Annotated in this window: 27 protein-coding genes; 10 read left to right on the top strand and 17 right to left on the bottom strand. The window is 61.9% G+C overall.

All coding sequences use genetic code 11. The features are described 5' to 3' along the window. Positions 1–88 precede the first annotated feature (88 nt). From NKJ04_RS22565 to NKJ04_RS22555, 3 genes are read right to left on the bottom strand one after another with little or no spacing between them, the layout of a single operon-like run. Positions 89–388: a GNAT family N-acetyltransferase gene (locus NKJ04_RS22565; RefSeq protein ID WP_023811010.1), complete on the bottom strand. Its 300-nt coding sequence runs from the start codon at positions 386–388 to the stop codon at positions 89–91. 2 nt (positions 389–390) lie between these two features. Continuing rightward, positions 391–1,011 carry an alpha/beta hydrolase gene (locus tag NKJ04_RS22560; RefSeq protein WP_352677418.1) on the bottom strand — a complete coding sequence of 207 codons (621 nt, stop codon included), beginning with the start codon at positions 1,009–1,011 and terminating at the stop codon, positions 391–393. 4 nt (positions 1,012–1,015) lie between these two features. Then, complete coding sequence (locus tag NKJ04_RS22555) at positions 1,016–1,948, bottom strand: VOC family protein (RefSeq protein ID WP_352677417.1); 933 nt, start codon at positions 1,946–1,948, stop codon at positions 1,016–1,018. Between the two features lie 227 nt (positions 1,949–2,175). Here NKJ04_RS22555 and NKJ04_RS22550 point away from each other — a divergent pair, with 227 nt between their 5' ends. Continuing rightward, the gene (locus NKJ04_RS22550; RefSeq protein WP_352677416.1) at positions 2,176–3,744 is read left to right on the top strand and encodes an alkaline phosphatase family protein; all 1,569 of its coding nucleotides are present in this window, start codon (positions 2,176–2,178) and stop codon (positions 3,742–3,744) included. Positions 3,745–3,792: 48 nt separating this feature from the next. Here the strand turns inward: NKJ04_RS22550 and NKJ04_RS22545 are convergent, their stop codons facing one another. Beyond that, positions 3,793–5,130, bottom strand: a complete 1,338-nt coding sequence (locus NKJ04_RS22545; protein ID WP_352677415.1) for a PRC-barrel domain-containing protein — start codon at positions 5,128–5,130, stop codon at positions 3,793–3,795. Positions 5,131–5,383: 253 nt separating this feature from the next. Between NKJ04_RS22545 and NKJ04_RS22540 the strand changes: the two genes are divergently transcribed. Then, positions 5,384–6,304 carry a diacylglycerol/lipid kinase family protein gene (locus tag NKJ04_RS22540; protein WP_352554482.1) on the top strand — a complete coding sequence of 307 codons (921 nt, stop codon included), beginning with the start codon at positions 5,384–5,386 and terminating at the stop codon, positions 6,302–6,304. A gap of 29 nt (positions 6,305–6,333) precedes the next feature. On the opposite strand, the gene NKJ04_RS22535 is transcribed toward NKJ04_RS22540, so the two are convergent. Then, positions 6,334–6,534 (bottom strand): hypothetical protein, encoded by a 201-nt coding sequence (locus tag NKJ04_RS22535; RefSeq protein ID WP_127295178.1) that lies wholly within the window; start codon positions 6,532–6,534, stop codon positions 6,334–6,336. Positions 6,535–6,683: 149 nt separating this feature from the next. Here NKJ04_RS22535 and NKJ04_RS22530 point away from each other — a divergent pair, with 149 nt between their 5' ends. Further along, the gene (locus tag NKJ04_RS22530) at positions 6,684–8,216 is read left to right on the top strand and encodes a sensor histidine kinase (protein WP_352677414.1); all 1,533 of its coding nucleotides are present in this window, start codon (positions 6,684–6,686) and stop codon (positions 8,214–8,216) included. 13 nt (positions 8,217–8,229) lie between these two features. On the opposite strand, the gene NKJ04_RS22525 is transcribed toward NKJ04_RS22530, so the two are convergent. From NKJ04_RS22525 to NKJ04_RS22515, 3 genes are all read right to left on the bottom strand, one after another. Beyond that, positions 8,230–8,688 (bottom strand): hypothetical protein, encoded by a 459-nt coding sequence (locus NKJ04_RS22525; protein ID WP_352677413.1) that lies wholly within the window; start codon positions 8,686–8,688, stop codon positions 8,230–8,232. 11 nt (positions 8,689–8,699) lie between these two features. Further along, positions 8,700–9,026: an ElaB/YgaM/YqjD family protein gene (locus tag NKJ04_RS22520; RefSeq protein WP_023811001.1), complete on the bottom strand. Its 327-nt coding sequence runs from the start codon at positions 9,024–9,026 to the stop codon at positions 8,700–8,702. Positions 9,027–9,154: 128 nt separating this feature from the next. Continuing rightward, a complete protein-coding gene (locus NKJ04_RS22515; RefSeq protein ID WP_352611791.1) occupies positions 9,155–9,916 on the bottom strand; it encodes a Crp/Fnr family transcriptional regulator in 762 nt (253 codons plus the stop codon). A 208-nt stretch (positions 9,917–10,124) separates the two neighbouring features. On the opposite strand from NKJ04_RS22515, the gene NKJ04_RS22510 reads away from it, so the two are divergent. Further along, entirely contained in the window at positions 10,125–10,436 is a 312-nt protein-coding gene (locus NKJ04_RS22510) for a response regulator (protein ID WP_050592687.1), read from the top strand. A 13-nt stretch (positions 10,437–10,449) separates the two neighbouring features. On the opposite strand, the gene NKJ04_RS22505 is transcribed toward NKJ04_RS22510, so the two are convergent. Together NKJ04_RS22505 and NKJ04_RS22500 are read right to left on the bottom strand one after the other, a co-directional pair. Further along, a complete protein-coding gene (locus NKJ04_RS22505) occupies positions 10,450–11,001 on the bottom strand; it encodes an RNA polymerase sigma factor (protein ID WP_013529285.1) in 552 nt (183 codons plus the stop codon). 3 nt (positions 11,002–11,004) lie between these two features. Then, positions 11,005–11,208, bottom strand: coding sequence for a NepR family anti-sigma factor (locus NKJ04_RS22500; RefSeq protein WP_352677412.1), 204 nt, complete (start codon positions 11,206–11,208; stop codon positions 11,005–11,007). A 221-nt stretch (positions 11,209–11,429) separates the two neighbouring features. On the opposite strand from NKJ04_RS22500, the gene NKJ04_RS22495 reads away from it, so the two are divergent. From NKJ04_RS22495 to NKJ04_RS22475, 5 genes are all read left to right on the top strand, one after another. Then, positions 11,430–12,224, top strand: a complete 795-nt coding sequence (locus tag NKJ04_RS22495; RefSeq protein ID WP_023810997.1) for a response regulator — start codon at positions 11,430–11,432, stop codon at positions 12,222–12,224. A gap of 171 nt (positions 12,225–12,395) precedes the next feature. Beyond that, positions 12,396–12,563 (top strand): DUF1328 domain-containing protein, encoded by a 168-nt coding sequence (locus NKJ04_RS22490; RefSeq protein ID WP_013529282.1) that lies wholly within the window; start codon positions 12,396–12,398, stop codon positions 12,561–12,563. Between the two features lie 176 nt (positions 12,564–12,739). Beyond that, on the top strand, positions 12,740–13,771 hold the full coding sequence (locus NKJ04_RS22485) for a sensor histidine kinase (RefSeq protein ID WP_352677411.1): 1,032 nt from the start codon (positions 12,740–12,742) through the stop codon (positions 13,769–13,771). A 426-nt stretch (positions 13,772–14,197) separates the two neighbouring features. Then, the gene (locus NKJ04_RS22480) at positions 14,198–14,524 is read left to right on the top strand and encodes a hypothetical protein (protein ID WP_352677410.1); all 327 of its coding nucleotides are present in this window, start codon (positions 14,198–14,200) and stop codon (positions 14,522–14,524) included. Between the two features lie 82 nt (positions 14,525–14,606). Then, positions 14,607–14,852: a YMGG-like glycine zipper-containing protein gene (locus tag NKJ04_RS22475; RefSeq protein WP_023810994.1), complete on the top strand. Its 246-nt coding sequence runs from the start codon at positions 14,607–14,609 to the stop codon at positions 14,850–14,852. A 96-nt stretch (positions 14,853–14,948) separates the two neighbouring features. Here the strand turns inward: NKJ04_RS22475 and NKJ04_RS22470 are convergent, their stop codons facing one another. The 4 genes from NKJ04_RS22470 to xylF form a co-directional block, all read right to left on the bottom strand. Beyond that, positions 14,949–16,577: a CHASE domain-containing protein gene (locus tag NKJ04_RS22470; protein ID WP_352677409.1), complete on the bottom strand. Its 1,629-nt coding sequence runs from the start codon at positions 16,575–16,577 to the stop codon at positions 14,949–14,951. A 127-nt stretch (positions 16,578–16,704) separates the two neighbouring features. Then, on the bottom strand, positions 16,705–17,505 hold the full coding sequence (locus tag NKJ04_RS22465) for an ATP-binding cassette domain-containing protein (RefSeq protein WP_352677408.1): 801 nt from the start codon (positions 17,503–17,505) through the stop codon (positions 16,705–16,707). A gap of 11 nt (positions 17,506–17,516) precedes the next feature. Beyond that, on the bottom strand, positions 17,517–18,869 hold the full coding sequence (locus NKJ04_RS22460) for a sugar ABC transporter permease (RefSeq protein WP_023810991.1): 1,353 nt from the start codon (positions 18,867–18,869) through the stop codon (positions 17,517–17,519). Positions 18,870–19,014: 145 nt separating this feature from the next. Continuing rightward, the gene (xylF, locus tag NKJ04_RS22455; protein WP_352442045.1) at positions 19,015–20,055 is read right to left on the bottom strand and encodes a D-xylose ABC transporter substrate-binding protein; all 1,041 of its coding nucleotides are present in this window, start codon (positions 20,053–20,055) and stop codon (positions 19,015–19,017) included. A 268-nt stretch (positions 20,056–20,323) separates the two neighbouring features. Between xylF and NKJ04_RS22450 the strand changes: the two genes are divergently transcribed. Beyond that, on the top strand, positions 20,324–21,568 hold the full coding sequence (locus tag NKJ04_RS22450) for an ROK family protein (RefSeq protein ID WP_352442044.1): 1,245 nt from the start codon (positions 20,324–20,326) through the stop codon (positions 21,566–21,568). A gap of 33 nt (positions 21,569–21,601) precedes the next feature. Here the strand turns inward: NKJ04_RS22450 and NKJ04_RS22445 are convergent, their stop codons facing one another. The 3 genes from NKJ04_RS22445 to eglC all read right to left on the bottom strand — a co-directional run bounded on the left by NKJ04_RS22445 (position 21,602) and on the right by eglC (position 26,151). After that, on the bottom strand, positions 21,602–22,921 hold the full coding sequence (locus NKJ04_RS22445; RefSeq protein ID WP_352442043.1) for an HlyD family type I secretion periplasmic adaptor subunit: 1,320 nt from the start codon (positions 22,919–22,921) through the stop codon (positions 21,602–21,604). A 3-nt stretch (positions 22,922–22,924) separates the two neighbouring features. Next, complete coding sequence (locus NKJ04_RS22440) at positions 22,925–24,652, bottom strand: type I secretion system permease/ATPase (RefSeq protein WP_352677407.1); 1,728 nt, start codon at positions 24,650–24,652, stop codon at positions 22,925–22,927. Positions 24,653–24,726: 74 nt separating this feature from the next. Next, complete coding sequence (gene eglC / locus NKJ04_RS22435) at positions 24,727–26,151, bottom strand: endo-1,3-1,4-beta-glycanase EglC (RefSeq protein WP_352442041.1); 1,425 nt, start codon at positions 26,149–26,151, stop codon at positions 24,727–24,729. Between the last annotated feature and the right edge of the window lie 72 nt (positions 26,152–26,223).

The following is a 26,223-nucleotide window of genomic DNA, read 5'->3' as shown; positions in this document are numbered from 1 at the left end:
TAGGCAGGATGCGCCACCCGCGCAAATGCCAAAGCCGCCCCGGCAGGATGGCAGCCGCTTGCCGCGCCGTTTCCAAGCAACGAAATCCCTACCGCTTCAGCACGTCGGCCCATTCCTGATGGCGGCGGAACTGGGCGTTGGCGAACGGGCAGAGCGGGATGATCTTCTTGCCTGCCGCACGCGCATCCTCGACGGCGCGGGTGACGAGCCGAAGCCCGGCACCCTGGCCGCGAAAGACGTCCGGCACTTCGGTGTGGTCGATGATGATCTGGTGCTCACCGATCTTGGTGAAGGTCATCTCGGCCTCGGCGCCATCGGGTCCACGCAGGACATAGCGGCCCTTGGAACCGCGATCCTCAAGTTCGATCTCAGGCAGTTGTTCAGGCATCGCTATGCTCCTTGGGCAGCATCGGCAAAGAACCGCCGTGCCGCCTCGATCTCGTTTGGCCGCACCTCGTGCCCGCCATCGTGCCATTCCACTGTGACATCGGCGCCGTCGGCACGCAAATAGGCCTCGAGCCGCGTGGTCAGGTTCGGCGGACAGATCGGGTCGCGCTTGCCGGCGGTCATCAGGATATGGCGGCCGGCGAGGCTGCCCTTGACCTGCGGCTCGAACGGGATCAGCGGATGCATCAGCACCGACGCGTCGAACAGCGCTGGAGCCGCGAACACCACCGAGGCCAGGACATTGGCGCCGTTGGAATAGCCGAGACCCAGCACGGCCGATGGCTTCGCTGCTTCGACATGGGCCTTGACGAAGCCGGCTATCCTAATCGTCGCCCGTGCCAGATCCTCCATGTCGTAGACGCCCTCGCCGGTGCGGCGAAAGAAGCGCGCAGCACCTTGTTCGGACACGTCGCCGCGCGGCGAGATGATGGTTGCCTGGGGCGTGAGATCGCGCCCCAGCGACAGAAACTGGTTCTCATCGCCTCCAGTGCCATGGAAGACGAACAGCAATGGGCCGCCCGGCGAACCGGGCAGCAGCTTGTGGATGTAAGCGTCCTTGCTCATGACCTCAGCCTTCCAGTCTCGGCAGATGCTGTTCAAGATAGGGCCGCAGGTGCTGGTGCTGTGTCGGCAGCTTCAGCGCTTCGCCCAGATGAGCGGTATCCTCGTCGCGATCGAAACCCGGCTCGTTGGTGGCGACTTCGAACAGCACGCCACCCGGTGTGCGGAAATAGATCGCCCAGAAGTAGTCGCGATCGATCACCGGCGTCACCCCATAGCCGGTGTCCATCAACGCCTTGCGCACCTCGAGCTGCCTGGCGCGGTTCTCGACCGCGAAGGCGACGTGATGGACGGAGCCGGCACCGAGATCGGCGAAGGCCGTGCTCGGCAACGATTCGATGTCGATAACATCGGCGCCATTGCCGTTCTTCACCGCCAGCCGCCTGAGATTGCCGGACTTGTCGACTTCCTCATAGCCCATGAACTTCAGCAGCTCCTCAGTGGCGCCGCCATCCTTCAGCCTGAGCGATACCGAATGGAAACCGCGGATCGCCTGGTCGACCGGAACACCGCCTTTCGCCCAGGGCGCTCTGCCGTCGCCCTTGCCCTCGACCAGCGCGAAGCCGTCACCATCCGGTCCGGCAAAAGCCAGGCGCTTCTCGCCGAAGGTCTCTTCGCGCGAGAGGCCGGTGACGCCCTCATCGGCAAAACGTTTTTCCCAATAGGCAAGCGTGCCTTCCGGCACCGAGTAGACGGTGGTTCCTACTTCGCCGACGCCATGCCGGCCCTTGCCGATGTCGGGGAAAGGGAAATAGGTCATCACCGAACCCGGCGTGCCGGTCTCATTGCCATAATAGAGATGATAGACGTCGGGCGCGTCGAAATTGACAGTCTTCTTGACCCGGCGCTGGCCGAGTTTCCTGGTGAAGAAATCGTTGTTCTGGCGGGCATCCCTGGCCATCGACGTGACGTGATGCAGGCCCTTGATCTGGTCGAGCATTGTCTTGCTCCTTCCCTTGGTACTTGTGCGGCCCTCGCCGCTGTCCATGCCAATATGAGGACCCGAGCAGTTTACGCAAAGGCGGCAAACACAGAATGGACTGTGTCGCAAAAGTGAACGATGGAACAGAGTTCGTTCACCAATTGGCTCGCAGAGTCGGGCTTGCGCCGTGGCCAGAATTCGTTTCCATGAACGGCATTCGACATTCCGGGACAAAGGTATCGTGAGTGACTGGAAAAGCCAGGCGGCCCAACATTCTCCTGATCACATGCGATCAGTGGCGTGGCGATTGTCTGTCCGCAGCCGGTCATCCGGTTGTGCAGACGCCGAACGCCGACGCACTGGCCGGGGAGGGTGTGCTGTTCAAGCGGCACTATGGCGGCGCGGCGCCCTGCTCGCCCGCCCGCGCCTGCCTCTACACCGGTCTCTACCAGATGAACAACCGCGTCTGCCGCAACGGCACGCCGCTCGACGCGCGCCACGGCAACATCGCGCTCTCGGCTCGGGCCTTGGGCTATGATCCGACGCTGTTCGGCTACACCGACGTCTCGCTCGATCCGCGCCTGCTGGCCCCGGGCGATCCGCGGCTGCAAAGCTATGAAGGCGTGCTGCCCGGCTTTACGGTGCGCCAGTTGCTGCCGGAGCACCAGAAGCAATGGCTATCCTGGCTGGAGCTGCAAGGTGTCGACGCCAGCGCCGGCTCCCCCGACATCCACCGTCCGCTGGCCGACGGCGCCGGGACCACCATCAGCGACGCGCCGCCCGTCTACCGCGGGCAACAAACCCCGGCGGCCTTCCTGACCGGCGAATTCACGCGTTGGCTTGGCGAACAGGAGCACGCCGCGCCGTGGTTCGCGCATCTTTCCTTCATCAGCCCGCACCCGCCCTTCATTGCCCCGGAGCCCTACAATACAATGTACGATCCGGCTGACGGCGCGGCCTTCCGGCGCGCGGCAAGCTGGCAAGAAGAGGCGGGAAACCATCCCTACCTTGCCTATGATCTCGGCCGGCAGAAACAGATAAAATTCCGCCCAGACGCCAGAGGCAAGGTGCTCGACTGGAGCGAAGACGATTTTCGCCGCATCCGCGCGATCTATTACGGCATGATTTCCGAGGTCGACGCGCAGCTCGGTCGCGTCTGGCAAGCGGTTAAGGCCGCAGGCGCGTGGGACGACACCATCATCCTTCTGACCTCGGACCATGCCGAGATGATGGGCGACCATTTCATGCTGGGCAAGGGCGGCTATTTCGACGGCAGCTATCACATTCCGCTGATCATTCGCGATCCGCGCCACGGCAAGGCGGCCGGCGGCAGTGTCGACAGCTTCACCGAAGCGGTCGACATTTTGCCGACGCTTCTCGACCTGCTCGGCGAAAAGCCCGCGCCGCATCTCGACGGCGCCTCGCTGAAGCCGTTCCTGAGCGGAGAAACCCCTGCGGCGTGGCGCGATGCCGCGCATTGGGAGTTTGACTTCCGCTCGATTGCCGCGGGCGAGGCCGAAAACCATTTCGGCATCGCCGCACGCCAATGCAACCTCGCCGTTATCCGCACGGAAAATTTCAAGTATGTGCATTTCGGCGGCAACCTGCCGCCGCTGCTGTTCGATCTGGAAAACGATCCGGGCGAGCTGGACAATCTCGCGGCTGACCCCAGTCATCTCACCGTGCGCCTGGAATTCGCCGAACGGCTGCTCGCCTGGCGGGCCGAACATCTCGACCAGTCGTTGGCACTGGCCGAATTGACCGAGAACGGCCTAGTCGGCCATGCCGCTGGCCTGCCACCTGGCCACACATAAATAAAGCCCGCGCTGTTGCCAGCGCGGGCTTCATTTGGCTGAACAGAATTACCTTACGATCATGCGCTGCTGATCGCGCTGTTCGGCATAGCTGCCCTTGTCATAGGCGGTTTGAGCCTCGAGCTGTTCCTTGGTGAAGGTCGTGTACAGGTATTTGTTGCCGTCCTTGTCGGTCATGAATTTGAGATTATCCATGCCGACCGCGACTTCCTTCTCGCCAATGCCGAGGAAGCCGCCGACGTCGACGATCACCGCGTCGGCCTTCTTGTCGGGCGCAAGCACGACATCGCCGATCTCGCCGACCCTGGCGTCGTTGGCGCCGTAGACAGTCGTGCCCTTCAGGTCATCGGCACGAATCTCGCCGACCGGCATCTCGGTCAACGTCGACTTGTCGATGGCGGCAGTCTGTGTCTGGTCGGGAGCCGAGGCGTCAGGGGTCGTCGCGGCCGGAGCTTCGGCGGTCTTGTCTGCCGGAGCGACAGCAGGAGCCGTGGCGTCAGAGGGCACAGCTGCCGGAGCGGTGGCCGCAGGCTCATTGGAAGCCGTCGTTGCCGGCGCCGGATCATAGGCCTTGCGGTCGAAATCCGGCTGCGCCTGCAGCTCTTCCTTGGTGGTCTGGGCGACCAGCCAGCGGTCGCCATCCTTCTCGGCCCACTGCGCCTTGGAGAAGTCATAGGTGACGTTCTTGGCGCCGAGACCAAGGAAACCACCAACACCGATGACAAGGGACTCGGCCTTGCCTTCCCTGGTCAGCACGATGTCATTGACGTCACCGATATTCTGCGCGTCGTCGCCGGTGCCGTTATAGACGTTTTCACCGATGATGTTGGTGGCAAGGTTACCATCCGCGCGCTTCACCGGTTCCGCCGGTGCGGCGTTCATGTCGGCCGGCTTTTGTGCCGTATCCGTCGTAGCGGGTGCCGTCGGTGCGGCCGCGTCAGTCGATGCCGCAGGTGCAGGGGCCGGACTGTAGGGCTGGCTGTCGAATTCCGCCTGAGCGGTCAACTCGTCCTTGGTCGTCTGGGCTACCAGCCAGCGGTCACCATTCTTTTCGGCCCACTGCAGCTTGCTGTAGTCGAAGGCAACGCTTTTGGCGCCGACGCCCAGAAAACCGCCGACGTCGATGACAACGGATTTCGCCTGCCCATCCTTGTCGAAGACGACGTCGCTGACATTGCCGATGTTCTCGGCATCATCGCCGGTGCCGTTGTAGACGGATTCACCGATGATGTTGGTGACGATGCTGCCCTCTGCGCGGACTGCTGCAGCGCCTGACTCCTGAACGGCGGGGCTCTGCGCCGGCGTCGGGGTCGTCGCACTCTGCGCATAAGCGCCGGTGGCGATCAGTGTTGCGAGTGCGGTCGTGGCTAAAAGATTGCGGATCATGATAGTCTCTCCTCGTGCCTGATCTCATGCGCCGCGTCTTCGCTGGGGAAATCGGACGCGGCATCTACAGGTTCACAACGTCGTGACCAGTCTGTTGTTCCGACAAACCGCTGCCGTCCGGGAAACGAAACCACAGAAATATCGGGCCGCCGGGCAGCCCACGCGTAGCTAGGGAACCTTTCCGTCGCCGCCGCGTTTCAGCCATCGGCTGGGCGTGTCCCGGCCGCTTTTGGCTGACACGGTGGAGCGGGGCATGAAATTCGCAGCGGTGCTGAACCGGGATGGCGGCACTTTGCGCACCACCGACCTCGCCGCTTTCTCCGACAGGATGCATCAGACGCTGGAGACGGCCGGTCACTCGCTCAGCATCGAGATTGTCGCCGGCAAGGACGTGGTGGAAACGCTCGACAGTGCGGCTTCGCGTCGCTCGGTCGATATCGTGCTGGCGGGTGGCGGCGACGGAACCATTTCCGCCGCGGCCGCCCGGTTGATGGGCACGAAGAAGGCGCTTGCCATATTACCGGCCGGCACCATGAACCTGTTCGCACGCGGGCTGGGCATCCCGCAGTCGCTCGACGGCGCGCTGAAATCCTTCGCCGACGGCGAAATCATCGCAGTGGACGTGGCGACGGCCAATGGGCAGCCTTTCGTGCACCAGTTCTCGATCGGCATGCATGCGAAGATGGTGCAACTGCGCCAGAAGATGGAGTTCGGTTCGCGGTTGGGAAAGATCCGCGCCTCGGCCAAGGCGGCTTGGGCGACGATCAACAATCCACCTGCGATGAATGTGACGCTCAGCATCGGCGAAGCCGAAATGGCGGCCCGCATCACCGGCATCGGCGTCACCAACAATTTGTTCGGCGAAGGCCATTTGCCCTACGCCGACAATCCGGCGGGCGGCGTGCTTGGTGTCTATGTCACGGTGGCGAAGCAGCGCGCCGAACTGGTCAAGTTCTTCTTCAACGTGGCGCGCGGCAAATGGCGCGACAACGAACATGTCGAAATCCACCAGACGAACAGAACGGTGCTGAGAATCCATTCGAGCAGCCGCAAGTTTCGCGCCGTCATGGACGGCGAACTGGTCAGGCTTGACCGTGAAACGGTAATCGAAATCCAGCCTGGCGCGCTGAATGTACTGGTGCCGACGAGCGCGGCCCAATCGAGAGCCGCATGATACGATGCGTTGCAACGAACAAATCGGCTTTAACCAGCAGGAGCCTGCTCGGTGGTGCTAGGTGTGGGGACATGCTGTTCATCACTGGTTGGCGCCTTGATCAACACACCATAGATCTCGGCAACGCCCCACGCGGCAAACACCAAAAGCAATGCGGCGATCAGGATTCGAAATCCATGCCAGCCCCATCGCCCCTGCCGCGCCTTGTTTTCTGGAATGATCTTGGCCATGCTCGATCCCTGTCTCATACTGCACCAACTGGCGCGCTCGGCAAATCATGGTCGGGTAACGGTTCCTCGCTAGGATGGTTCCGGAAATGCGCCCTGGCCTTGCACCAGCGCAAGCATGGGGCGGCGAAGACCGGGACGAGGCAATTAGGGTGACTGGCAAGACGCAAACAACACCCGATCTGCCGGCCGAAGTTGCGCGCGCAGTCAAGGATGTTGACCGGCTCGCTGTGCTGCACGGGTTGGAGATGCTGGATACGGCGCCCGACCCCGATTTCGACCGGGTCAGCAGCCTTGCCGCGGCGGTGATGCAGGCGCCGATGGCCCTGGTCACACTCGTCGACCTCGAACGGCAGTGGTTCAAATCCTGCTTCGGCCTGGACGAGACCGAAACGGCGACCGACGTCTCGTTTTGCGCCCATGCGATTTCCGCCGGCGACGAGCCCATGGTGGTCGTGGATGCAACGACGGACCCCCGTTTCAAGACCAACCGGCTGGTCACCGGAAAACATCATGTCCGCTTCTATGCCGGCGCGCCGATGATCGTGGCAGGTGCCCGCATCGGTACTCTGTGCGTGCTCGACCGCGAGCCGCATGGTTTTCCATCCCGCGCCGAGCTCGACCAGTTGAAGGCGCTCGCCAGCCTCGCCGCCAGCCTGTTCACCCTCAAGGATGCAACCCGCAGCGGCGCGATCGCCGAGGCCGCACTGGTGCGCGAGGAAAAACGACGCGCCATCGCACTCGATGCGGCGTCGCTCGCCAGTTGGGCATGGGACATCCGCACCGATATCATCGAATGCGACACATTGATGTCGGAGCTGTTCAGCCTGCCGCGCTCCAACCGGCTGCGCGCACGTGACATCCTCGCCGCCATCGATCCGCGTGACGTCTACCAGACCGAAACCCGCTTTCGCGACGCCCTGACCGGCAGCGACGACTATTTCGGCGAATACCGGGTGAAGGGCTTTCATCCGCCGCGCTGGCTCGCCACGCGCGGCCGTGTGATCGAGCGTGACGGCGACGGCAAGCCGACATTGATCTTCGGCGTCAACTACGACATCTCCGAGCGCAAGCTCGGCGACGAACGGCAACGGCTGCTGCTGCGTGAGCTCAACCATCGCGTCAAGAACACTTTGGCGACCGTCCAGGCGCTGGCAACCCAGACCGTGCGCCACGCCCGCCAGCCAAGCCAGTTCCTCGAGGCCTTCGGCGCCAGGCTTCAGGCCTTGGGCATCGCCCACAATCTGTTGTCGGACCGCGAGTGGCGTGGCATCGGCATCAGTGAACTCGTCCAAATCGAGGTCAAACCTTTCGAAACGGCCGAGCAGCCGCGCATGACGATCTCCGGCGACGACCTGCTGCTGTCGCCCGACCAGGCCATCGGGCTTGGCCTGATCCTGCATGAACTCGCCAGCAACGCGCTGAAATATGGCTCGCTGTCGGTGCCGTCAGGCAGGGTCGACCTCGGCTGGAGGACGCAAGGCAGGAGGGATGCCCGGCGTCTTGTGCTGATCTGGCGCGAAAGCGGCGGCCCACAAGTCGCTCCGCCGGATCGGCACGGCTTCGGCTCGATCCTCATTCGCCGCAGCCTTGCCAAGGTCATTTTCAGCGAAGTGACCCATGAATTCCGGCCGGAAGGCGTATTTGCCGAAATATCGATGCCCCTGGAAGATCTGTCGAAGTGACCTCCCGACAGGTCTATCTCCGCTCGCTCTCGTCCGGATCGTCGGATTTCACATTCTCGCGGTAGATGGCGTAGGCCGCGAGCGCCACGGCCGGCCCCAGAATGACGCCGAGACCGCCTTTTCCCTTAAGCAGGCTCGGCAGCACGGCGAGTGCGGCGGTGATGCCGATCGCCTTCATGTCGGCATTGCGGCGCCGCGCCCGGCGCCGGGCGCGCGAGCCTGCCGATATCCGGTAGACCAGCAGGACAACCCCGGCAAGCACCAGAAAACCGACGCCGAACCCCAGTGCCGCGGCAAGCGGCCCATAGCGCATCGCCGTCCAGATATAGGCGGCCCCGACAAGAAAGCCGAGACCGCAAAGTGCGGCGGCCAGGGCGATCACATAGACGATTGCCGCCGTGCGCGCCCGGTATATGGCGGCCACGGTCTCCCCCGAGGCGAGACCCGAGATCAGGGTTGCCAGCATTCCCATCCGAAGCGCGACTAGCGACGCGCGATGAGCGCGAAAAGGAAGCCGACGCCGGCGGCTATCGCCAGTGACGTCACCGGCTTTTCGCGTACACTTGCCATCATCTGCGCTTCGATGTCCTTGGCATTGCTGCGCAGGCTGTCAAAGGCTGCTTCGCCCTGCGCACGCAACTGCTCGACCCCTTCCGTGGCTGCGCGGCGCGCGGTGCCATAACCATGCTCGCCGGTCTTGGCCAGTTGTTTGGTGAGCTTGTCGATGTCGGCCTTCAACTGCCTGATGTCGGCTTCCAGGTCCGCATTTGCACGGGCGTCGTTTGCGGTCTTTCCTGCGGCAGTGGCCATGGCTTAACTCCTTGTGATTGCTTGGTTTCAAACGCGCTGCCCGCCTCAAGGTTCCGGCATTGGGGACAAAGTAGCCGAAAACGCATCGGCGCGCACCCGGTCCGTCGGCTCCCGCAAAAGACGCTTCCTCAGATTAATGGCCGGCGCGCTTCACCCAGCCCTTCCCAGCCGGCGAGCCGCTTGAGGCCTTCATTGTCGGAGACCACGCAGCCGCCGTCGCGCCAGACGATCAGCTTGCGATCCATCAGCTTGCGGATCGTCTTGTTGGTGTGAACCAGCGACAGGCCGAGCGTATCGGCAATGTGCTGCTGCGTGATCGGTATCTGGACAGTTTGGTTGCCATTCAGTCCAACGACCTTGGCGCGGCTGCCGATGAAGGCGATGAGATAGGCAGCGCGCTCGATCGCACTGCGGCGCCCGAGGCTGAGCAGGTTCTCGTCCAGCATCCGCTCTTCACGCGATGCGATCCAGGTGATGTCATAGGCCAGCCCGGGATGATTGCGGTACAGCTCATGCAGATATTCGCGCTCGAAAACACACAGCAGCATCGGCGACAGTGCCTCTACGGAATGCTGCATCTCGCCCATCACACTGCCTTGCAGGCCGATCAGATCGCCGGGCATGAGATAGTTGAGGATTTGGCGGCGGCCGTCCCGCAACAACTTGTAGCGAAACGCCCAGCCGGAGAGCACGGTGTAGAGATGGGCGCTATGGCTTCCCTCCACCAGCACCGTGCCACCCTTTTCGACTGCGAGTTCGCCCTTCTTGAATTTGCTGATGAAGGCCAGTTCCTGTTTTTCGAAATCGCGGAAAATCGGCAACGGCCGCAATGGGCAGTTCTCGCAAGGATATTGGCGGCTGGAGAAAGCGCTATTGTTCTGGACTGACATTTCGACCCCCTTCGAAAGCCCGCTCTTGGAGGAGCGCGTTTCATCCCGTTGTAAGGATTGAGATTCCGCCCGCTTGCCACATGTCTTTTTTAAATGACAGCAAGCGAATTAGCGATCATGACTCCGGCGTTTCAAGGAGTCTTTGCCTGTGCCCACATTGCTTGACGGATTGCGGATTCTGGTCCTGGAGGACGAATTTCTGATCGCCATGGATGTCGAGCAGCTTTGCCGCGACCATGGCGCCGATGAGGTGGTGATCGCCCGTGACCTGACCGAGGTCGATGGCCGCGAGGTCGCCACGCGATTCGATGCAGCCATTGTCGACTTGATGCTGGGCGGTGTCTCGACGATCGATTTCGCCTCCGGCCTGCGCGCGGCAGGCATACCTTTCGTGTTTGCGTCGGGCTATTCGGATGCAGAGGAGATCAAGGCATCGTTTCCGGGCGTCAGGCTGATTGGCAAACCCTATTCGGGTGAAGACCTCGTGCAAGCGGTCGCCGCGGCCTGCGGACGCGCTTGAGACACGATCGCGGTCAGCTTGCCGGCGAGCTCGTTACCTGGGCCGAAATTGCGTCCGGACCATACTCGTCCTCGCCTGATATTTTCAGGATCTCCTGCAAGCGCGTACGGGCTCGGCTGACGCGGCTCTTGATCGTCCCCACCGCGCAACCGCAGATCTCGGCGGCCTCCTCGTAGGAGAAACCAGACGCGCCGATGAGGATGATGGCTTCGCGTTGGTCCTCCGGCAATTGTTCCAGCGCCCCACGAAAATCCTTCAGGTCAAGCTGGCCGTGCTGAGCCGGATGAACGGCAAGCCTGGCCGTCATGATACCGTCGCTGTCCTGCACTTCGCGCCCGCGCTTGCGCATCTGCGAATAGAACTCGTTGCGCAGGATGGTGAAAAGCCAGGCCTTGAGGTTGGTGCCGGGCTGGAAGCTCTCATGCTTGTCCCAAGCCTTGACGAGCGTTTCCTGGACGAGGTCGTCGGCTTTATCGGCATTTTGCGTCAGCGACACGGCGAACGCGCGCAGACTTGGGATTGCCCCAAGCAGATCGGTCTTGAAGCCTTGGGAGACCGCGGCCATACCTCAGTCCTTCTTCTGTGCGGGTTCAGCCTGTTCCAGCTGGCTAAGCAACTGGGAAAAGCGATCCGGCACATCGTCGGAGACCAGCGCGTCGTAATATTGTTTGAGTTTGCGTCCGATTTCGGAGTTCGGTCCAAGAACATCACCAGAACCGTTCCGGCGCCTGCTCTCGGCGCCAGCCAGAATATCTTTCGTCATATCCTTCATTTTGCCCTTGTATTCCCAGCGCTCAAGCCGCTCTTATCATACTCAACACAACGCAAGCGGCGCCCTCGTCTGGTCGCCCATCCCGACCACAAACGCCACTCCCCGGCTTTTGTTCCGTCGAGGCGGAACTTTTTCAAAAAATCCGCGTTAACGTCAGGGCTTGCAGTCAGCTTGACCTATGCACCTATGCAATCACGTCATTCTGAGGGAGACGTCTTACCATGAGCTTATCCGCCACCATCGCACCACATCTGCCCTTCCTGCGCCGCTTCTCGCGGGCTGTTTCCGGGTCGCAAGAGAGTGGTGATGCGCTGGTAGCCGCGATGCTCGAGGCCATCATCGCCGATATCGAAATATTTCCCGAAGCATCGAGCGACCGCATCGCGCTGTACAAGGTGTTCGCCAAGCTGTTCACATCGGTCGCCATCCGCGTCCCACAGGAGCAGGCGCAATCGGCGTGGGAACAGCGCACCGCCGCCAATCTGAATGCGATCGCGCCGCGGCCTCGTCAGGCCTTTCTGCTCGTGGCTGTCGAAGGCTTCAGCGAGGACGAAGCGGCTGAGATCCTCGACGTCGGCGACCAGGAGTTTTCAGAGCTGCTTGCCCAAGCGAGCAACGAGATATCCCGTCAGGTGGCAACCGACGTCCTGATCATCGAGGATGAACCGCTGATCGCCATGGATATCGAAGAAATGGTAGAGAGCCTCGGGCACCGCGTCGTTGGAACGGCGCGCACCCATGCCGAGGCAGTGATGATGTTCGGCAAGACACGGCCGAAGATGGTGCTGGCCGACATCCAGCTTGCCGACGGCAGTTCCGGCATCGAGGCCGTGAACGAGATCCTGTCATCGACGTCGGTGCCGGTCATCTTCATCACCGCCTTCCCCGAGCGCCTCTTGACTGGCGAACGGCCGGAACCGGCCTTCCTGGTCACCAAGCCGTTCAATCCCGACATGGTCAAGGCGCTGATCAGCCAGGCACTGTTCTTTGACCGCCAGGCGAAAGCCGCCGCATAGTCGTGAATTGGGGAAGTGGTAATCGTGCCGCCTGATGCACGCGGGCGGCGACGGTGAAATTCCTGCGCGCTTCCTGCTTGAACGATTTGCAAGCTCGGTCTTTTTCGGCAAAGGGTGGGAACAAACCGCAGCCACCCACGTTTTTATCGCACCATTCGAAGGAGATGCATCATGCTTTACTGGGCGCTCGTATTTCTCGTCGTTGCGATCATCGCCGGCGCGCTTGGTTTCGGCGGCATCGCCGGTACATCTGCCGGCATAGCGCAGATATTGTTTTTCATCTTCCTCGCTTTCCTGGTCATTTCGCTTCTTGCGGGCCTGTTCAAACGGGCTTCGTAACGACCAACGGCCGAACACTGGAAGCCGCACCCCTCAAACGGTTTCCAGCCACCGCCGGGCGGTGTCCTAAAGGACGCCGTCCGGCGGACCGTTTTTTGGCGGCGGGTTCGGGAAACCTGTTTGGAACCCATTTACCGGTGAGCCGTTCAGCCTGAATTGGGTGGACAGTTTGGCCGATGGGTTCCAGGACCGGAAACAGGAAGGACGACGTGCAAAGCGATGAAGTCATCGCCCTCCATCCTGCCGAAAGCGGCATGCAGCTCGGCCGCGCCCTTCTTCACGCGTTGCACAATGCCGGCATTTCCGTTCTCTACCAGGATCGCGAGATGAAAACCGTATGGGCGCGAAACATGCGTGCGCCCTGGGTTTCGGACACCACCGACAGCATCGGTATTCTGCCGGAGGCGCAGGCCGACCGCATCGGCGCGGCCAAGCGCGACGTCATTGCATCCGGCAACCCCCAACGTCTCGAGATCAGCGTTCCCGTCGAGGATGGCAGCCGCTGGTTTGAGGTCTGGATCGATGCCGACCACGGCGACGGCGGCACGGTGCAAGGCGTCGTCACCACAATGGTCGAGACGACCGAGCAAAAGCGCCGCGAGCAGACCCTGACGACGCTGTTGCGGGAGGTAAGCCATCGCTCCAAAAACCTGCTGGCGATCATCCAGAGCATAGCCACCCAGACCGGTCGCTACTCCGACAGCATCGGCGATTTCCTGACACGCTTTCGCGGCCGGCTGCAATCGCTGGCTTCGTCCCAGGATCTCGTGACCTCTTCCAACTGGCGGGGTGCGGCGCTTCGCGAACTCGTATCGGGCCAGGTGGGCCGCTACGGCGGCGATCCGGTCCGCAGCCTGAGGTTTCAGGGGGCAAACCCCTATCTCAATCCCAACGCTGCCCTGCATATCGGCCTTGCGATGCATGAACTCGCCGTCAATTCGGTGAGCTATGGCGCCCTGTCGCGCCCCGATGGATTCGTCAATGTTACAGCTAACCTGACCGCCGCCGACACGGGAACCTCCCTGTCCCTGACATGGGCCGAGGCAATCGAAGCCAGTGATGTTAGGCGTAGCGAGAAGCGCTTCGGCAGCGTCGCACTCGAACGGGTCGTGCCGACGTCGCTGAACGGAACGGCGACGCTCGAAATCGCGGCCGGCCGTCTCGAGTACCGCCTTGTCGTTCCGCACGGCAATTTCGAGACGGATTGAGCGGCCCGAGCTTCCTTAACCAGCTGTTCACCATAAAAGCAGATGCTGTTTTTCCCAGATACCGCTGGAACTCGTTGCATCACCGAACATTTCCGCAGCAGGATTTGCAGCATGGTGCGGGAGGATTGCCTTGACGGTTGCCAACATGAACAGACTGGAGCAGGCCGCCCGGATTTCCATGGGCGAGTTTGAGGCTCCGAGGCATCCGCGCCACCGCTGGCCCCTGTTCCCAATGGGGCCTTGCGCCTTGTCGCGCTGGGCCTGCTGGCCGTGATCGCGGTAGTCGCCCTGTACCAATTGGTCTGAGGCCAGCTCGTTTCGGCCGGTGACAGAATCGATTGTAGCCCTCTTACTTCCCAGCCCGGCCCAGCGAGCCAGGAACTTTGGCGAATGTAGACCGTTACTATGGCGAGAGGACTTCCCGCCATGGAACATATCGCTGCATTGCTGCTGGTCATCGGTTGCTCGAACACGATGGCCGACTGCCGTGAACTCCAGGTGCCCGTCAGCGTTTTCGCGAGCGCCGAGCAATGCGTGGCCGAACGCCCGTTCGTCTTGGGCGACGTGCAAGGGCAGGCTGACCACATCGTCGCCAAATGCCTTGCCGTCGATCCGGCGCTTGAAGACGACTACGATCAGATCGTCTGGAACGTGCGCGCCGATGGTACGCTTGACGCGTCTCTGGAAGTTTCCAGCCTGGTAATGGCGTCAAACGCGACACGCCCAGAAAAAGACTATCTTCGACAACAATAGATTGCAGCAGCAAAGGCCGTCATTTCATGCTAAGTGGCAGCTGGAGCTTACCAAGTGAGGACACAAAGTGAGGAGTGACTCTATGCGGAAGATGATTATTGCCCTGGTTGCGGTGGTTGCGGTCAGTGGTTGCACCTCGACCGAGCAGGACGTGGTTGGCGGCGGCTTGATCGGCGCCGGTGTCGGCGGCTTGGTCGGCGGCGGCAAGGGCGCGCTGATCGGCGCGGCCGTTGGTGCCGGTTCCGGCCTGCTGGTGCGCAACCTGCGCAACGGCTATTGTCAATATCGCGATCATCGCGGCCGTATCTACACGGCTCGCTGCAACTAATTCGGCGATAATCGAAACGTCGATCCGGAGGCCGGTCCGCTGGCCTTCGGATTTTTCATGTCTGGACGCTTGATCCTTTTCGGGTGAAGGTCGCGCTCAGTTGGCGAGTGGAATTTTGATTTCAACGTTCAGCCCATTGGCCTGGTAATCGCGTTTGATCGTACCGCGCAGCTCCCGCGTCACGTTGAGATCGATCAGCTTGGTGCCGAATCCGGTCTTGGCTGGCGCTTCGAGTTTCGTCTGCCCGTTTTCGCGCCAATTTAGAGCCAGCGTCCTGTCGCGCCCGCGCCCTTCGACCGACCAGTCCACTTTCAGCGCGCCGACGGAATTGCCGGCTTCGCCGTATTTCAGCGCATTCGTCGCCAGTTCGTGGAAGGTCAGGCCGAGCGCTTGCGTCGTGGTTTCGTCGAGCAGCACCTGCGGCCCTGACAGCAGCCCCTCGGGCAGCTCCTTGCCGAACACCTGGCCGAGTTCGATGCGCAGGAGATCGCCAAGATCGGCCTTCTGCCAGCGCGAGCGCGTCAGCATGTCCTGGGACGCCGCCATAGCCTGCAGCCTGGCCGAGAAGGATGCGGAAAACTCGTTGACGTCGGTAGCCCGCGATGCCGTCTGGCGCGCGATAGCCAGCACCCTGGTGATCGAATTCTTGATGCGATGCTTCATCTCCTGCAGCATCAGGTCTTTTTCGATCAGGCTCTTTTCCGTCGTTTCGTGCAACCGCGACGCTGCCTCATAGGCCCGCTCCTGATAGCGCGCCACCAGCGCGATGGCGCCCGCCAACAACAGGCCGAACAGCCCCAGCATCACCGGAATGGCGCGCGACGACGGCTGCGAGAAGGCGCTTGTCGGCCGGAACAGGACAGTCCATGGCCGTCCGGCGACGATGATCTTTCGGGTGACCAGCAGCCTGTCGCCGAAAGTCGACGCCGGCGGCGTCTCCGACCGGAACAGCAGATTATCGCCGTTCACGGCACCATCGCCATCATAGATTTCGGTGTTGACCGGCAGCAGCGGCGACCGGCTGAGCGCGGTCTGGAACAGATCGCGAGCCCGAAAGGCCGCATAGAGAAAACCGGCCGTCGAGGATCTCGAAGCATTGATGACGTCGGGAGCGGTTTCGACATTGAGCCGCACGAAAACGAAGAAGCCGGTGAACGTCTGCGCGGCGCCCGTGTCCTGGCCCAGCTGCACCAACCCGCTGGCGTGCTGCTGGTCGTCGGACATCGTCTTTTCGATCGCCACACGCCGCACCGGTTCGCTGAACATGTCGTAGCCGATGCCGGCTTGGTTGGATGGATCCAGCGGTTCGAACAGCACGATAGGGGTACGCCAGGATTGCGTGGTATCCGGGTAGATTGGATGACTGACGCCATAATCGTGCAGCATATCGCGTTCGACCGTCGCCTCGTCGCCCGCCTTTGCCAGCCTGAGGAAACCGATGCCGCGCAAGCCGGCGAAATTCTTGTCGACATCGAGCGCGTTGAAGAACGCCTTGAACTCATTGCGAGAAATATCGCCATTGCGGGCGTCGAACAGGGCCTGCGTCGAGCGCAGCAGCGACAGATGCAGGTCGATGCGGCTCTCGATCCGGTTGAGCGCATCGTCGGCAGTCGCCTCGAACTTGATGCGCGCGGCTTCCTGCGTGGCGAAATAAGCAAAACCTGCCATCACCATGCTGATCAGCGCGACGGCGATAAAGGCGATGATCGGAAAAAGCTTCTTCAACGGATCGTGAGGTCCCTGAGCGATGTCGGACCTTTATGGGCAAGTCGCCGTGCCAACACAATGCCAAGGCCAAGCCATCCTTACGGCTGGCATATCACGTGTCCGGCAACCGCGATCTGGCTCGATCTCAGGCCGCTATCTTCAGCGCGCCCGGTCCGGGAATGGCGCCCGGCGGGCATTTGCCCAGAATGATCATCCCCAGCACCTCGTCCTGGGTGACATCAGTGGTGCGGGCGGTGCCGACGACCTGGCCATTCTTCATGACGCAGACCCGGTCGGCAAGCTCGAACACATCGTGGATGTCGTGGCTGATCAGGAAGATGCCGATGCCGTCGGACTTGAGCTGCTTAACCAGTTCGCCGACCTGCGCCGTTTCCTGCGGACCAAGCGCCGCCGTCGGCTCGTCCATGATCAGGATGCGCGCATTGAACAGGATTGCACGCGCGATCGCCACCGATTGCCGCTGGCCGCCCGACAGCTTGATCACCGGCTCCTTGAAGCGCTGGAAGCGGGGATTGAGCCGACCCATCACCTTGCGCGCCTCGGCCTCCATGGCAACGTCGTCGAGCGTGCCCCAGGCGGTCATCAGCTCCCGGCCGAGGAACAGATTGGCGGCGGCGTCGACATTGTCGGCCAATGCCAGCGTCTGGTAGATCGTCTCGATGCCGTATTTCTTGGCGTCGCGTGGATTGGAGATCGATGCCTCCTCGCCGTTGACGAAGATCTGGCCCGAATCGCGCTTGTAGGCGCCGGACAGGATCTTGATCAATGTCGACTTGCCGGCGCCATTGTGGCCGAGCAGCGCCACGACCTCCCCGGGGAAAAGATCGATCGAGGCGTCGTCGACGGCGCGGATGCCGCCAAACGCGATCGAGATGTTCCTCATGTCGATCAGCGCGGTGGCTGTAGGAGCAGTCTTGTCAGTCATGGCATGCCCTCCTAGACGCGCTTGCGATAGACGGTGTCGAGCCACACGGCGATCACCAGTACGGCGCCGACGACGATGCTCTGCAGCGGCGAATCGACGCCAAGCAGCACCATGCCGGACTGCAGCGACTGCATCAGCAGGGCGCCGAGCATGGCGCCGATGATCGTTCCCGACCCGCCGGCAAGCGACGTGCCGCCGATCACGGCGGCTGCAATGACCAGCAGCTCGTCGAGCGTTCCAAGCACGTTGGTGGCCGAATTCTGCCGGGCCGAGGAGATTGCCGCGGCGATCGTGGCCAGCACGCCCATGATCATGAACACCTTCATGGTGATCCAGCGCGTGTTGATGCCGGCGAGATTGGCCGCCTCGGGATTGCCGCCAATGGCAAAGACATAGCGGCCGAAGCGGGTGCGGTTGGTGATGAAGGTCATGACCAGCCCGACGGCGACCGCCATCAGCACCGGTATGGCGATACCGTGGGCGATGAACAGGCCGCCTTCGGGAAGGGTGATGTTGTTGGCGGCCGCATATCTGTTCACGATGCCGATCGGCCAGGGATAGGAATTGGCGAGCCAGACCGCGCCCATGATGGCGCCGCAGGTGACGACTCCGAGCAGCGTCTCGGCCCAGATCGGACGTAGCGGAAACCGGAAACGCTTGCGCTGTACCCGCCCGTTGAACAGCCCAAACACCACGGCGAGGCAGGCGACAATCCCGACGACCCAGCTCCAGGTCGCGCCGATCGATCCCGCCGGCCCGCCGCCCATCAGCTGAAAAGTGGCGTCAAGCGGCGCCACGGTCTGGCCTGACGTGACCCACCAGGCCGCACCGCGCCAGACCAGCAGGCCACCCAGCGTCACGATAAAGGCGGGCACTTCGAGATAGGCGATGACGAAGCCTTGAAAGGCGCCGATCAGCAGGCCGAGCGCCAGGCCGATGACCAGCGCCAGGACCCAGATCCACGGATTGCCGAGTTCGAGCCCGACAAAGCGCACCAGGAAATGCACCTGGGCAAACCCCATCACCATGCCGATCAGGCCCTCGGCGGAACCGACCGACAGGTCGATGTTGCGCATGACGATGACCAGCACCATGCCGCAGGCCATGATGGCAACCGCGGATGTCTGCACCGACAGGTTCCACAGATTGCGCGGCGTGAGAAAGGTGCGGCTGTCGAAATCGAGCGGGTTGACGCCGAGGCGCAGGCTGGAAATGACATGCAGCCCAATCCAGATGACCAGCAGCGCGCCGATCATGCCGAGCATGCGGGTATCGATCTCGGTCGCCTTCAGGAACCGGGCGACGGCCCCGAGTTCCGACGCGCGCGCCGTATCGGCCTGTGGGTTGGACGTCGTATCGGTCATGATTTCCTCCCACCGACTGGCCGTCTGACGCGTATACCGGAGCCCAGCCTAGAAGCTATCCGCATGATGCGGAAACACAAAAGTCTTTGAGAAAACGCCGCGGCTTTTGGGCCGCGGCGTTGAGAATGCAGGAACAAGCCAGCTTTTAGTTGCAGGCCGCGACGGTGCCGGCAGCGACGCCCGTGCAGACTTCTTCCTTCTTGATCCAGCCAGCGTCGATGACGAGGTTGAGATTGTCCTTGGTGATGGCAATCGGGGTCAGGAACAGCGACTTGACGGTGTTGCCGCCCGGCGTCGTGAAGTCCTTGGCGCCGGCAATGTCGCCGGTCTTCTTGCCGTCTGCGAGCTGCGAAGCGATCTCGGCGGCGGTCTTGCCGAGCTCACGCGCGTCCTTCCACACCGAAACGGTCTGCGTGCCGAGCGCGATACGGTTCAGCGCGGCGTGGTCGCCGTCCTGACCCGAAACCGGCACTGTGCCGGCAAGGCCCTGCGCCGTCAGCGCCGCGACGACGCCACCGGCGGTGCCGTCATTGGCCGCGACCACCGCGTCGACCTTGTTGTCGTTGGCGGTCAGGAACTGTTCCATGTTCTTCTGGGCGTTGGCGGGCAGCCAGCCGTCCGTGTAGGCTTCGCCGACATTCTTGATCTTGCCGCTGTCAATGGCTTCCTTGAGCACTTCCATCGAGCCCGAGAACAGGAAGTCGGCATTGGGATCGGCACCGGAGCCCTTGATGAAGACGTAGTTGCCTTCCGGCTTGACCTTGAACACCTCGCGGGCCTGCATGCGGCCGACTTCCTTGTTGTCGAAGGTCAGATAGAAGACGTCCTTGTTCTCGATCAGCCGGTCATAGCCGACGACCGGGATGCCTTCGTCCAACGCTTTCTGCACCGCAGGGCCGATGGCCGAGGCGTCCTGCGCCAGAATGATCAGCGAATTGGCGCCCTGCGAAATCAGGCTTTCGACGTCGGTGAGCTGCTTGCCGGGATTGGACTGCGCATCGGCGGAGATGTACTTGTCGCCAGCGGCCTCGATCGCCGTCTTCATGGCGGCCTCGTCGGTCTTCCAACGCTCTTCCTGGAAATTGGACCAGGAAACGCCGACGACCTTGTCCTTCGCCTGCGCGAGAGACGCGAGCGTCAGCGACATGGCGGCACCCGCCAGGATGGCGGCTGTGAATCTTTTCATATTATCCTCCCTGCGCCGCGTATGGCGCGACCAAACTGACCCGAGGGCCGGCACAGAAGCCCTATTTTTTCGAGCCTCGAAAAAACACTGGGGCAACGCCTGAACGCTGTCAACATCGAATCTGATGGATTTTGATGGCCTTTCGAATTTTTTTCGAGCCCCGGAATAAATAAATGACAGGGCGCGCGGCTTCTGCCAGTATTTATCCGCGTCACCGACAGCGTTCCAGGGCAGGAAGAACCGCGGCGACCGGGAGGATTGAAAAAGCATGTCGGTCGGAATCCGCCATGACGATCTGCGCCGCCGCAACCGCGCCATGGTGATCGCGGCGGTGCGCCGCGCCGGACATCCGTCGCGAACCGAGATTGCCGCGACCACAAGCCTCAGCCATTCGACCATCTCGGCGATTTCCTCCGACTTGATCGTCGAAGGCATCCTGACCGAAAGCAAGCCGAGCGAGGCCGGCTCGCTCAAACGCGGCCGGCCGCAGGTCGGCCTCAGCCTCAATCCGGAAGCGGCCGCGGTAATGACCGTGGTGCTGTCGCTGAACTTCCTCTCCGTCGCCGTCATCGACTATGCCGGCCAGGTAGTATCCGAGGAACAGCGCCGGCTGGACACGCTGACGATGTCGCGCGAGTCGCTGATCGGTGAATGCACGGCAATCGTGCGGCGCCGCCTGGCAGATCCCGACCTGGACGTGCGCAGCATCGCCCGCATCGCGCTGGCCATCCAGGGCATCACCGACACCCGTGCCCGCGCCATGCTGTGGTCGCCGATCACGCCGCACACCGACATCGCCTTCGCTGACATATTCGAAGACGCGTTCGGCATCCCCGCCATAATGGAGAATGACTGCAACATGATGGCGGTGGCGCTGCGCTGGCGCGACCCCGATCGTTACCGCGACGATTTCATCGCTATCCTTTTGTCGCACGGCATCGGCATGGGACTGGTGCTGAAGGGCGAATTGTTCACCGGCACCCATTCTTCGGGCGGCGAATTCGGCCACATGATCCATCGGCCGAACGGCGCGCTCTGTCGCTGCGGGCGGCGCGGCTGCGTCGAAGCCTATGCGGGCAATTACGCCATCTGGCGCAACGCCAGGCAGATGGGCGAGGATGCAGAACCCGTCGCCGATGTCAGCGACGCCGACATGCGCGCCCTGGCTGCCGCGGCCCGCGAAGGTGACGGACCCGAACGGGAAGCCTATCGCAAGGCCGGCGAAGCGCTCGGCTACGGCCTCGGCAGCCTGTTCGCGCTGATCGATCCGGCGCCCGTTGCCATGGTCGGCGTCAGCGCGGCCGCCTTCGACCTGATAGAGCCGGCACTGCGCGAGGCGATTGCCCAGACCGCCGGCGGCCAGCACTCAAAATCGATTTCCTTCGACACAGAGCCGAACGAACTGCCACTGATCCGCGAAGGCTGCGCCATGCGGGCACTGATCTTCGTCGATCAGGAGATTTTTGCGCCGGGCGTGCAGGCGAGAGGGAGCGCCGGAAAGAGCGTGGCGTGAGGGCCAGGGTCAAAATTGCGCGGTCCGCAACATCTACCGCTCCGTGAAAGCGCGCGCGAAGGAATCGCGCATCGGCCGTACGAGATACTCGAAGAAGGTCCGTTCGCCGGTGCCGATGAACGCTTCTACCGGCATTCCAGGGTAAAGCTGCTCCGCTTTCACTCCGGGCGGCAAGTCGGCGGCAATCTTCAGCTTGGCGCGGAAATAGGGTTCATGCGTAGCCTGATCGATGAGCCGATCTGCGGAAACCTGTGTCACCATGGCTGAAATCTCAGGGGTGAGCCGCATGTTCAACGCTGATAGTCGCAGTTTTGCCGGCTGGCCGACACGAACCTGGTCAATGTCTTTCGGCGGCAGCCGTGCATCGACGATCAAGCCCGATGCCGTAGGCAGAATCTCCATGATCTTCTCGCCGGGGGCAATCACGCTGCCCTTGGAATTGTAGGTGGACGATACCACGATGCCCGCCGCTGGCGCCTTGATCGTCGTCCGCCGCAGCACTGCCTCGGATGCCCGCATCTGTTCGTCAATGTCAGCCAGCGAAGAACGTACCTCGTCGAGTTTCGTCAGGGCTTCCTCCACGCGTTGCGTGGTCAGGCGCTCTATCTGCTCCTGCGCTTCGACGATCTGGGTGTTGGCCGATGCAAGATTTGCCTCCAGCGCCCCTGCCTGCCCGACGAGATCTGCCTCGCTACGCAAAAGCTGCGAATATTCGGTGCGATTGGTGAGGCCCTTGTCCAAAAGGCTGGTCTTGATGCCCAGTTCTTTCTTCACGACTTCGGCCTGTTGCTGAATGGCCTGTTTCTGGGCCTGCAACCCGACAACAGACTGGCGATGCATGGCAACCCGTTGCCTGAGGATCGATTGTTCGGATCGAAATCGGGCGAGCCTGGCGTTGAATTCCTTCCGCTGTTCCTGAACCAGGACCTCGAAATTGTGCTGGAACGGTGCTGGCGCAGCCTCTGTGATTGGCGCAAGCCGATCCAACCCGTCGCGTTCCGCCTCCAGCCGCGAAGCGCTGGCCTTCAACGCGATCGACTGTCTCGTCAGCCGGTTGAGTTCGGCTTGCGCGGCTGTTCGATCCAGCAGGATCAGTTCCTGGGCCTGTTGCACGCGATCACCCTCATGGACGAGCAACTCTTGGATGATGCCGCCCTCGGGATGCTGGATGAGGATGTTCCCGCCTGTCGCCGAGATTTTGCCTTGCGTGATGACCGCGCCGGACAACGGTGCACTGACCGCCCAATAGCCAAAGCAACCCACCAATATCGCCATTGCCGCGTATCCGGTGAATGCCACCCGGCGAATGTCGGTGCGTGCTGTGCCTTCCCGGACGAGGCTCTGTGCTGTCATCTTCTACGATCCAAAGCGGACACTATGAGGGGTGCCGCGGTTCGTCGTTGCAAAAGACCCTGTCACCGCCATGCTGCGCTGTGGGGCAAGGCCGATGCCGGCGATCGGCTGCCGCATCACGTCGCCGCTTGGACCGAAGGCTTCGATCACTCCGCTGCGTAGAAGCATCACGCGGTCGCAGGCTGCGGCGACCGAAGGGCGGTGCGTTATCACGATTGTCGTAACGCCCGCCGCTTTCGCGGCGGCAAGCACTTCTTCGAGCGCGGCTTCGCCGCTGCCGTCGAGATGGGTACTGGGCTCATCCAGAACGAGAACATGCGGATTGCCGTAAAAAGCGCGCGCCAGCCCGATCCTTTGGCGTTCGCCGCCCGACAGTGTTCTGTCCGACGAACCTATTCTGGTCTGATAGCCGTCTCGCTGCTCCAGTATCAGCTCATGCGCCCGGGCATTCTTTGCTGCCTCGACGATAGAGGCGTCATTCGCATCGGGTTCAAAGCGGGCGACATTTTCCGCGATCGATCCGGGAAAGAGCTCCACCTCCTGAGCGAGATATCCGATATGCCGGCCAAGCTGCTTCTCGTCCCAGGTTCTGAGATCGGCGCCGTCAATCCTGACGCAGCCGCTGGTTGCCTGAATCGCACCGACAAGCAATCTTGCCAGGGTGGACTTGCCGGCTCCGCTCGGACCTATTATCGCCACCGCTTCGCCTGCGCCGATGCGGAAGTTCAGTCTCTTGATGATGGGTTCGGTGCCTGGCGTGGCGTTCGGCGCGACAAAGATGAGGCCCTGCACGACAATTTCGCCGGACGGGTCCGGCAAGGTCAGTTTTTGCGCATGTGCCGGATAGGCGGAAAGCGCCTTGTCCAAACGCTTCCACGATCGTCTGGCGTCGACGATCTGCCGCCATGACCCGATCAGTTGGTCGAGCGGCTGCAGCGCACGGGACGACACCAGGGAAGACGCGAAGATCATGCCGGCCGTCATCTTCCCTTGCAGCACGAGCCATGCTCCGACACCCAGTATTGCTAGCTGAAGCATCATGCGTACGGCTCGCGACGTTCCACTGAAAATCGCGTTGGCCATCGACGAACGGTCATGCAGGACTAGCGCCTCCGCCACGTGCCTTCCCCACACTCGCGCGGCGTTTTGGATCATGCCCATGGCGCGCAGCGTCTCCGCATTCCGGGCAAAGGCCTGCTCCGACAGGCTGGCAACAGCCGAGCGTTCCGCCGACAAGGCATCATTCTTGCCGATGGCAAACTGATTTGCCAGGACCATCGCAAGCAACAGCCCAGATCCCGCCAGCGTAAGCCAGAACAGCAAAGGGTGGATGAGGTACAGCAGGGCGAGGAAGAACGGAGCAAACGGCAGGTCGAACAAGACCGCCGCGCCGCGTGACCTGATGAAGGCGCATACCGAGCCAAGGTCGCGCAGTGGAGACAGGGCTGCTCCCCCGGCGTACTTAGCCTCCAGCGAGACGGCGAATGTCCTCGCGCCCAGTCTGTTGTCGACAATGGCTGCAACGCGCTGCGTGTAAACGGAGCGGACCGCATCGAGGAGACCGAGAAAGGCGAGTGCGAGAACCGCGATAGCAGAGAGGTAAAGAAGCGTCTCGACGCTGGAGGAAGGCAGGACGCGGTCATAGACCTGCAACAGATAAAGGGGGATCACCAATAGCAGGATGTTGATGAGGAACGAAAAAACACCGACATCGGCGATGGCGCGCCTCAAGACTGCCCGCAGATCAGACCGTGCAATCATTCCCGCGCTCCTAACGGCTCATGGCCCCAACATAAGGGCGTCGCTTAGACCGAATGGTCGCCGGCGATGTCCAAGGGGTGGTGCTGCAGGTCGTCCAGCGTATAGGCGCGGATGTAGTCGATCTTCATCTCCGCTGGCGTAGCCAGATGGTCAGGAGGCTGGCCGGCAATGCCGCCCACCGCGAGATTGGCCAGCATATACATGGGATCGTGCATGTCGGCCGGCGTCGCTGCTTGAGCGACCTTTACACCATCGTAGGTCCAGACAAGCTCATCCTTCGTCCAGAGCAGGCCATAGGTGTGGAAACCGTCGGTATCCGCAACGTTCACCGTTGACGAAACCTTCGTGTGCGCTCCCGTCTCATTGGAATGCGCCGTCATGTAGAGCGTGTTCGGGTCCTGGCCGCGCGTTTCGACAACGTCCAGCTCCGGCGGCCACGATCCGTCCTCCGGAAGCAGCCAGAACGCCGGCCAGGCTCCGGCTGTTTCAGGAAGATCCGCCCGCATTTCGAAATAGCCGTAGGTTTGCGAGAAGGTGTCGTGGGTCGTCAGGATCCCCGAGGTGTATTCGTAGTTGTTGATCAGAGGCTTGATGTCCTCCGGCGCCTGCGCGGCGGTGATGGTGAGGACGCCGTTCTCAACGCTGAACGGATGGACCGAACTCGTCGGGCCATAATTGGCGTCGATATACCACTGCAACTCACCATTGCTGCTCAACGTGCTGCCGTTCGGCGCTCCCCACCAGAAATTGGAATTCCAGGTGCCGTCCTGCCCGTCCCGAAGGCTCAGCGTGTTGAAATCGTCGGAGAAGGACAGCGTCATTGCGGACTTGTCTATCGGAAGTTCGAACTGGGTGGGCTGCAGCTTGTCGATGGTCGTATTCTTGAACACCAGGATTTCGTCGGATCCGAGGTTCAGCATCACGTTCGATTCCACTTGGACCATCTGTGAACGGACGGCATCGAACGAAGTGAAATCGTAGCCGTTAAGGCGGAGCGCATCGGTCGCACCGAAATCGAAGATAAGATCGCTTCCATTACCTTTGGAGATGGCGAAAGTATCGGCGCCATCGCCGCCGATCAGGACATCATTTCCCTTGCCGCCATCCAGCGTCTGGTGACCTGACCCGCCCTTGATGATGTTGTCCAACGCATTTCCGAACGCAAATCGGTTGGTGCCGGTAACGACGAGGTTCTCGAAATTGTCAGGGAGCTTGTAGCTCATCCATGTGTCGATCGTGTCGATCCCTGCCCCAGGATCCTCGACCACCTTGTTGTTGGTGGAATAGAGATGATAGTAGTCGTCGCCGGCGCCACCGTGGATCGTGACAGTGACGCCGGTGTCTCCCCAGAAGGAGTCGTTGCCGGAGGTGCCATGCAGTTCCGGTCCAGACCCGGTGGCCGAGAACCAATGAGTGGAAGCGCCGGTGTAGGCAAGAGGGATGCCTTTGGCGTTTAAGACCGTGCTCATCAGAAATCCTTCCTCATGGTGTCCGACCTGGTCAAAGGTCCGGCGACCGCTCCCAAAGCAACGCTGCAAGGA

The sequence above is a fragment of the Mesorhizobium sp. M0618 genome (assembly GCF_040320765.1).
Classification (GTDB): domain Bacteria; phylum Pseudomonadota; class Alphaproteobacteria; order Rhizobiales; family Rhizobiaceae; genus Mesorhizobium.
Note: the sequence above shows the minus strand (reverse complement) of the source record. Positions and strands in the feature narration are given on the sequence as shown.

Bases quoted from the DNA above. Each gene is read 5' to 3' on its own strand.
- NKJ04_RS22465 (WP_352677408.1), bottom strand. From the start codon at position 17,505: ATGACTGACAAGACTGCTCCTACAGCCACCGCGCTGATCGACATGAGG.
- NKJ04_RS22490 (WP_013529282.1), top strand. From the start codon at position 12,396: ATGCTTTACTGGGCGCTCGTATTTCTCGTCGTTGCGATCATCGCCGGC.
- NKJ04_RS22475 (WP_023810994.1), top strand. From the start codon at position 14,607: ATGCGGAAGATGATTATTGCCCTGGTTGCGGTGGTTGCGGTCAGTGGT.
- NKJ04_RS22540 (WP_352554482.1), top strand. From the start codon at position 5,384: ATGAAATTCGCAGCGGTGCTGAACCGGGATGGCGGCACTTTGCGCACC.
- NKJ04_RS22545 (WP_352677415.1), bottom strand. From the start codon at position 5,130: ATGATCCGCAATCTTTTAGCCACGACCGCACTCGCAACACTGATCGCC.
- NKJ04_RS22565 (WP_023811010.1), bottom strand. From the start codon at position 388: ATGCCTGAACAACTGCCTGAGATCGAACTTGAGGATCGCGGTTCCAAG.
- NKJ04_RS22505 (WP_013529285.1), bottom strand. From the start codon at position 11,001: ATGGCCGCGGTCTCCCAAGGCTTCAAGACCGATCTGCTTGGGGCAATC.
- NKJ04_RS22450 (WP_352442044.1), top strand. From the start codon at position 20,324: ATGTCGGTCGGAATCCGCCATGACGATCTGCGCCGCCGCAACCGCGCC.
- NKJ04_RS22485 (WP_352677411.1), top strand. From the start codon at position 12,740: ATGGGTTCCAGGACCGGAAACAGGAAGGACGACGTGCAAAGCGATGAA.
- NKJ04_RS22525 (WP_352677413.1), bottom strand. From the start codon at position 8,688: ATGGGAATGCTGGCAACCCTGATCTCGGGTCTCGCCTCGGGGGAGACC.
- NKJ04_RS22500 (WP_352677412.1), bottom strand. From the start codon at position 11,208: ATGAAGGATATGACGAAAGATATTCTGGCTGGCGCCGAGAGCAGGCGC.
- NKJ04_RS22495 (WP_023810997.1), top strand. From the start codon at position 11,430: ATGAGCTTATCCGCCACCATCGCACCACATCTGCCCTTCCTGCGCCGC.
- xylF (WP_352442045.1), bottom strand. From the start codon at position 20,055: ATGAAAAGATTCACAGCCGCCATCCTGGCGGGTGCCGCCATGTCGCTG.
- NKJ04_RS22510 (WP_050592687.1), top strand. From the start codon at position 10,125: ATGGATGTCGAGCAGCTTTGCCGCGACCATGGCGCCGATGAGGTGGTG.
- NKJ04_RS22515 (WP_352611791.1), bottom strand. From the start codon at position 9,916: ATGTCAGTCCAGAACAATAGCGCTTTCTCCAGCCGCCAATATCCTTGC.
- NKJ04_RS22560 (WP_352677418.1), bottom strand. From the start codon at position 1,011: ATGAGCAAGGACGCTTACATCCACAAGCTGCTGCCCGGTTCGCCGGGC.
- NKJ04_RS22445 (WP_352442043.1), bottom strand. From the start codon at position 22,921: ATGACAGCACAGAGCCTCGTCCGGGAAGGCACAGCACGCACCGACATT.
- NKJ04_RS22535 (WP_127295178.1), bottom strand. From the start codon at position 6,534: ATGGCCAAGATCATTCCAGAAAACAAGGCGCGGCAGGGGCGATGGGGC.
- NKJ04_RS22480 (WP_352677410.1), top strand. From the start codon at position 14,198: ATGGAACATATCGCTGCATTGCTGCTGGTCATCGGTTGCTCGAACACG.
- NKJ04_RS22460 (WP_023810991.1), bottom strand. From the start codon at position 18,869: ATGACCGATACGACGTCCAACCCACAGGCCGATACGGCGCGCGCGTCG.
- NKJ04_RS22555 (WP_352677417.1), bottom strand. From the start codon at position 1,948: ATGCTCGACCAGATCAAGGGCCTGCATCACGTCACGTCGATGGCCAGG.
- eglC (WP_352442041.1), bottom strand. From the start codon at position 26,151: ATGAGCACGGTCTTAAACGCCAAAGGCATCCCTCTTGCCTACACCGGC.
- NKJ04_RS22520 (WP_023811001.1), bottom strand. From the start codon at position 9,026: ATGGCCACTGCCGCAGGAAAGACCGCAAACGACGCCCGTGCAAATGCG.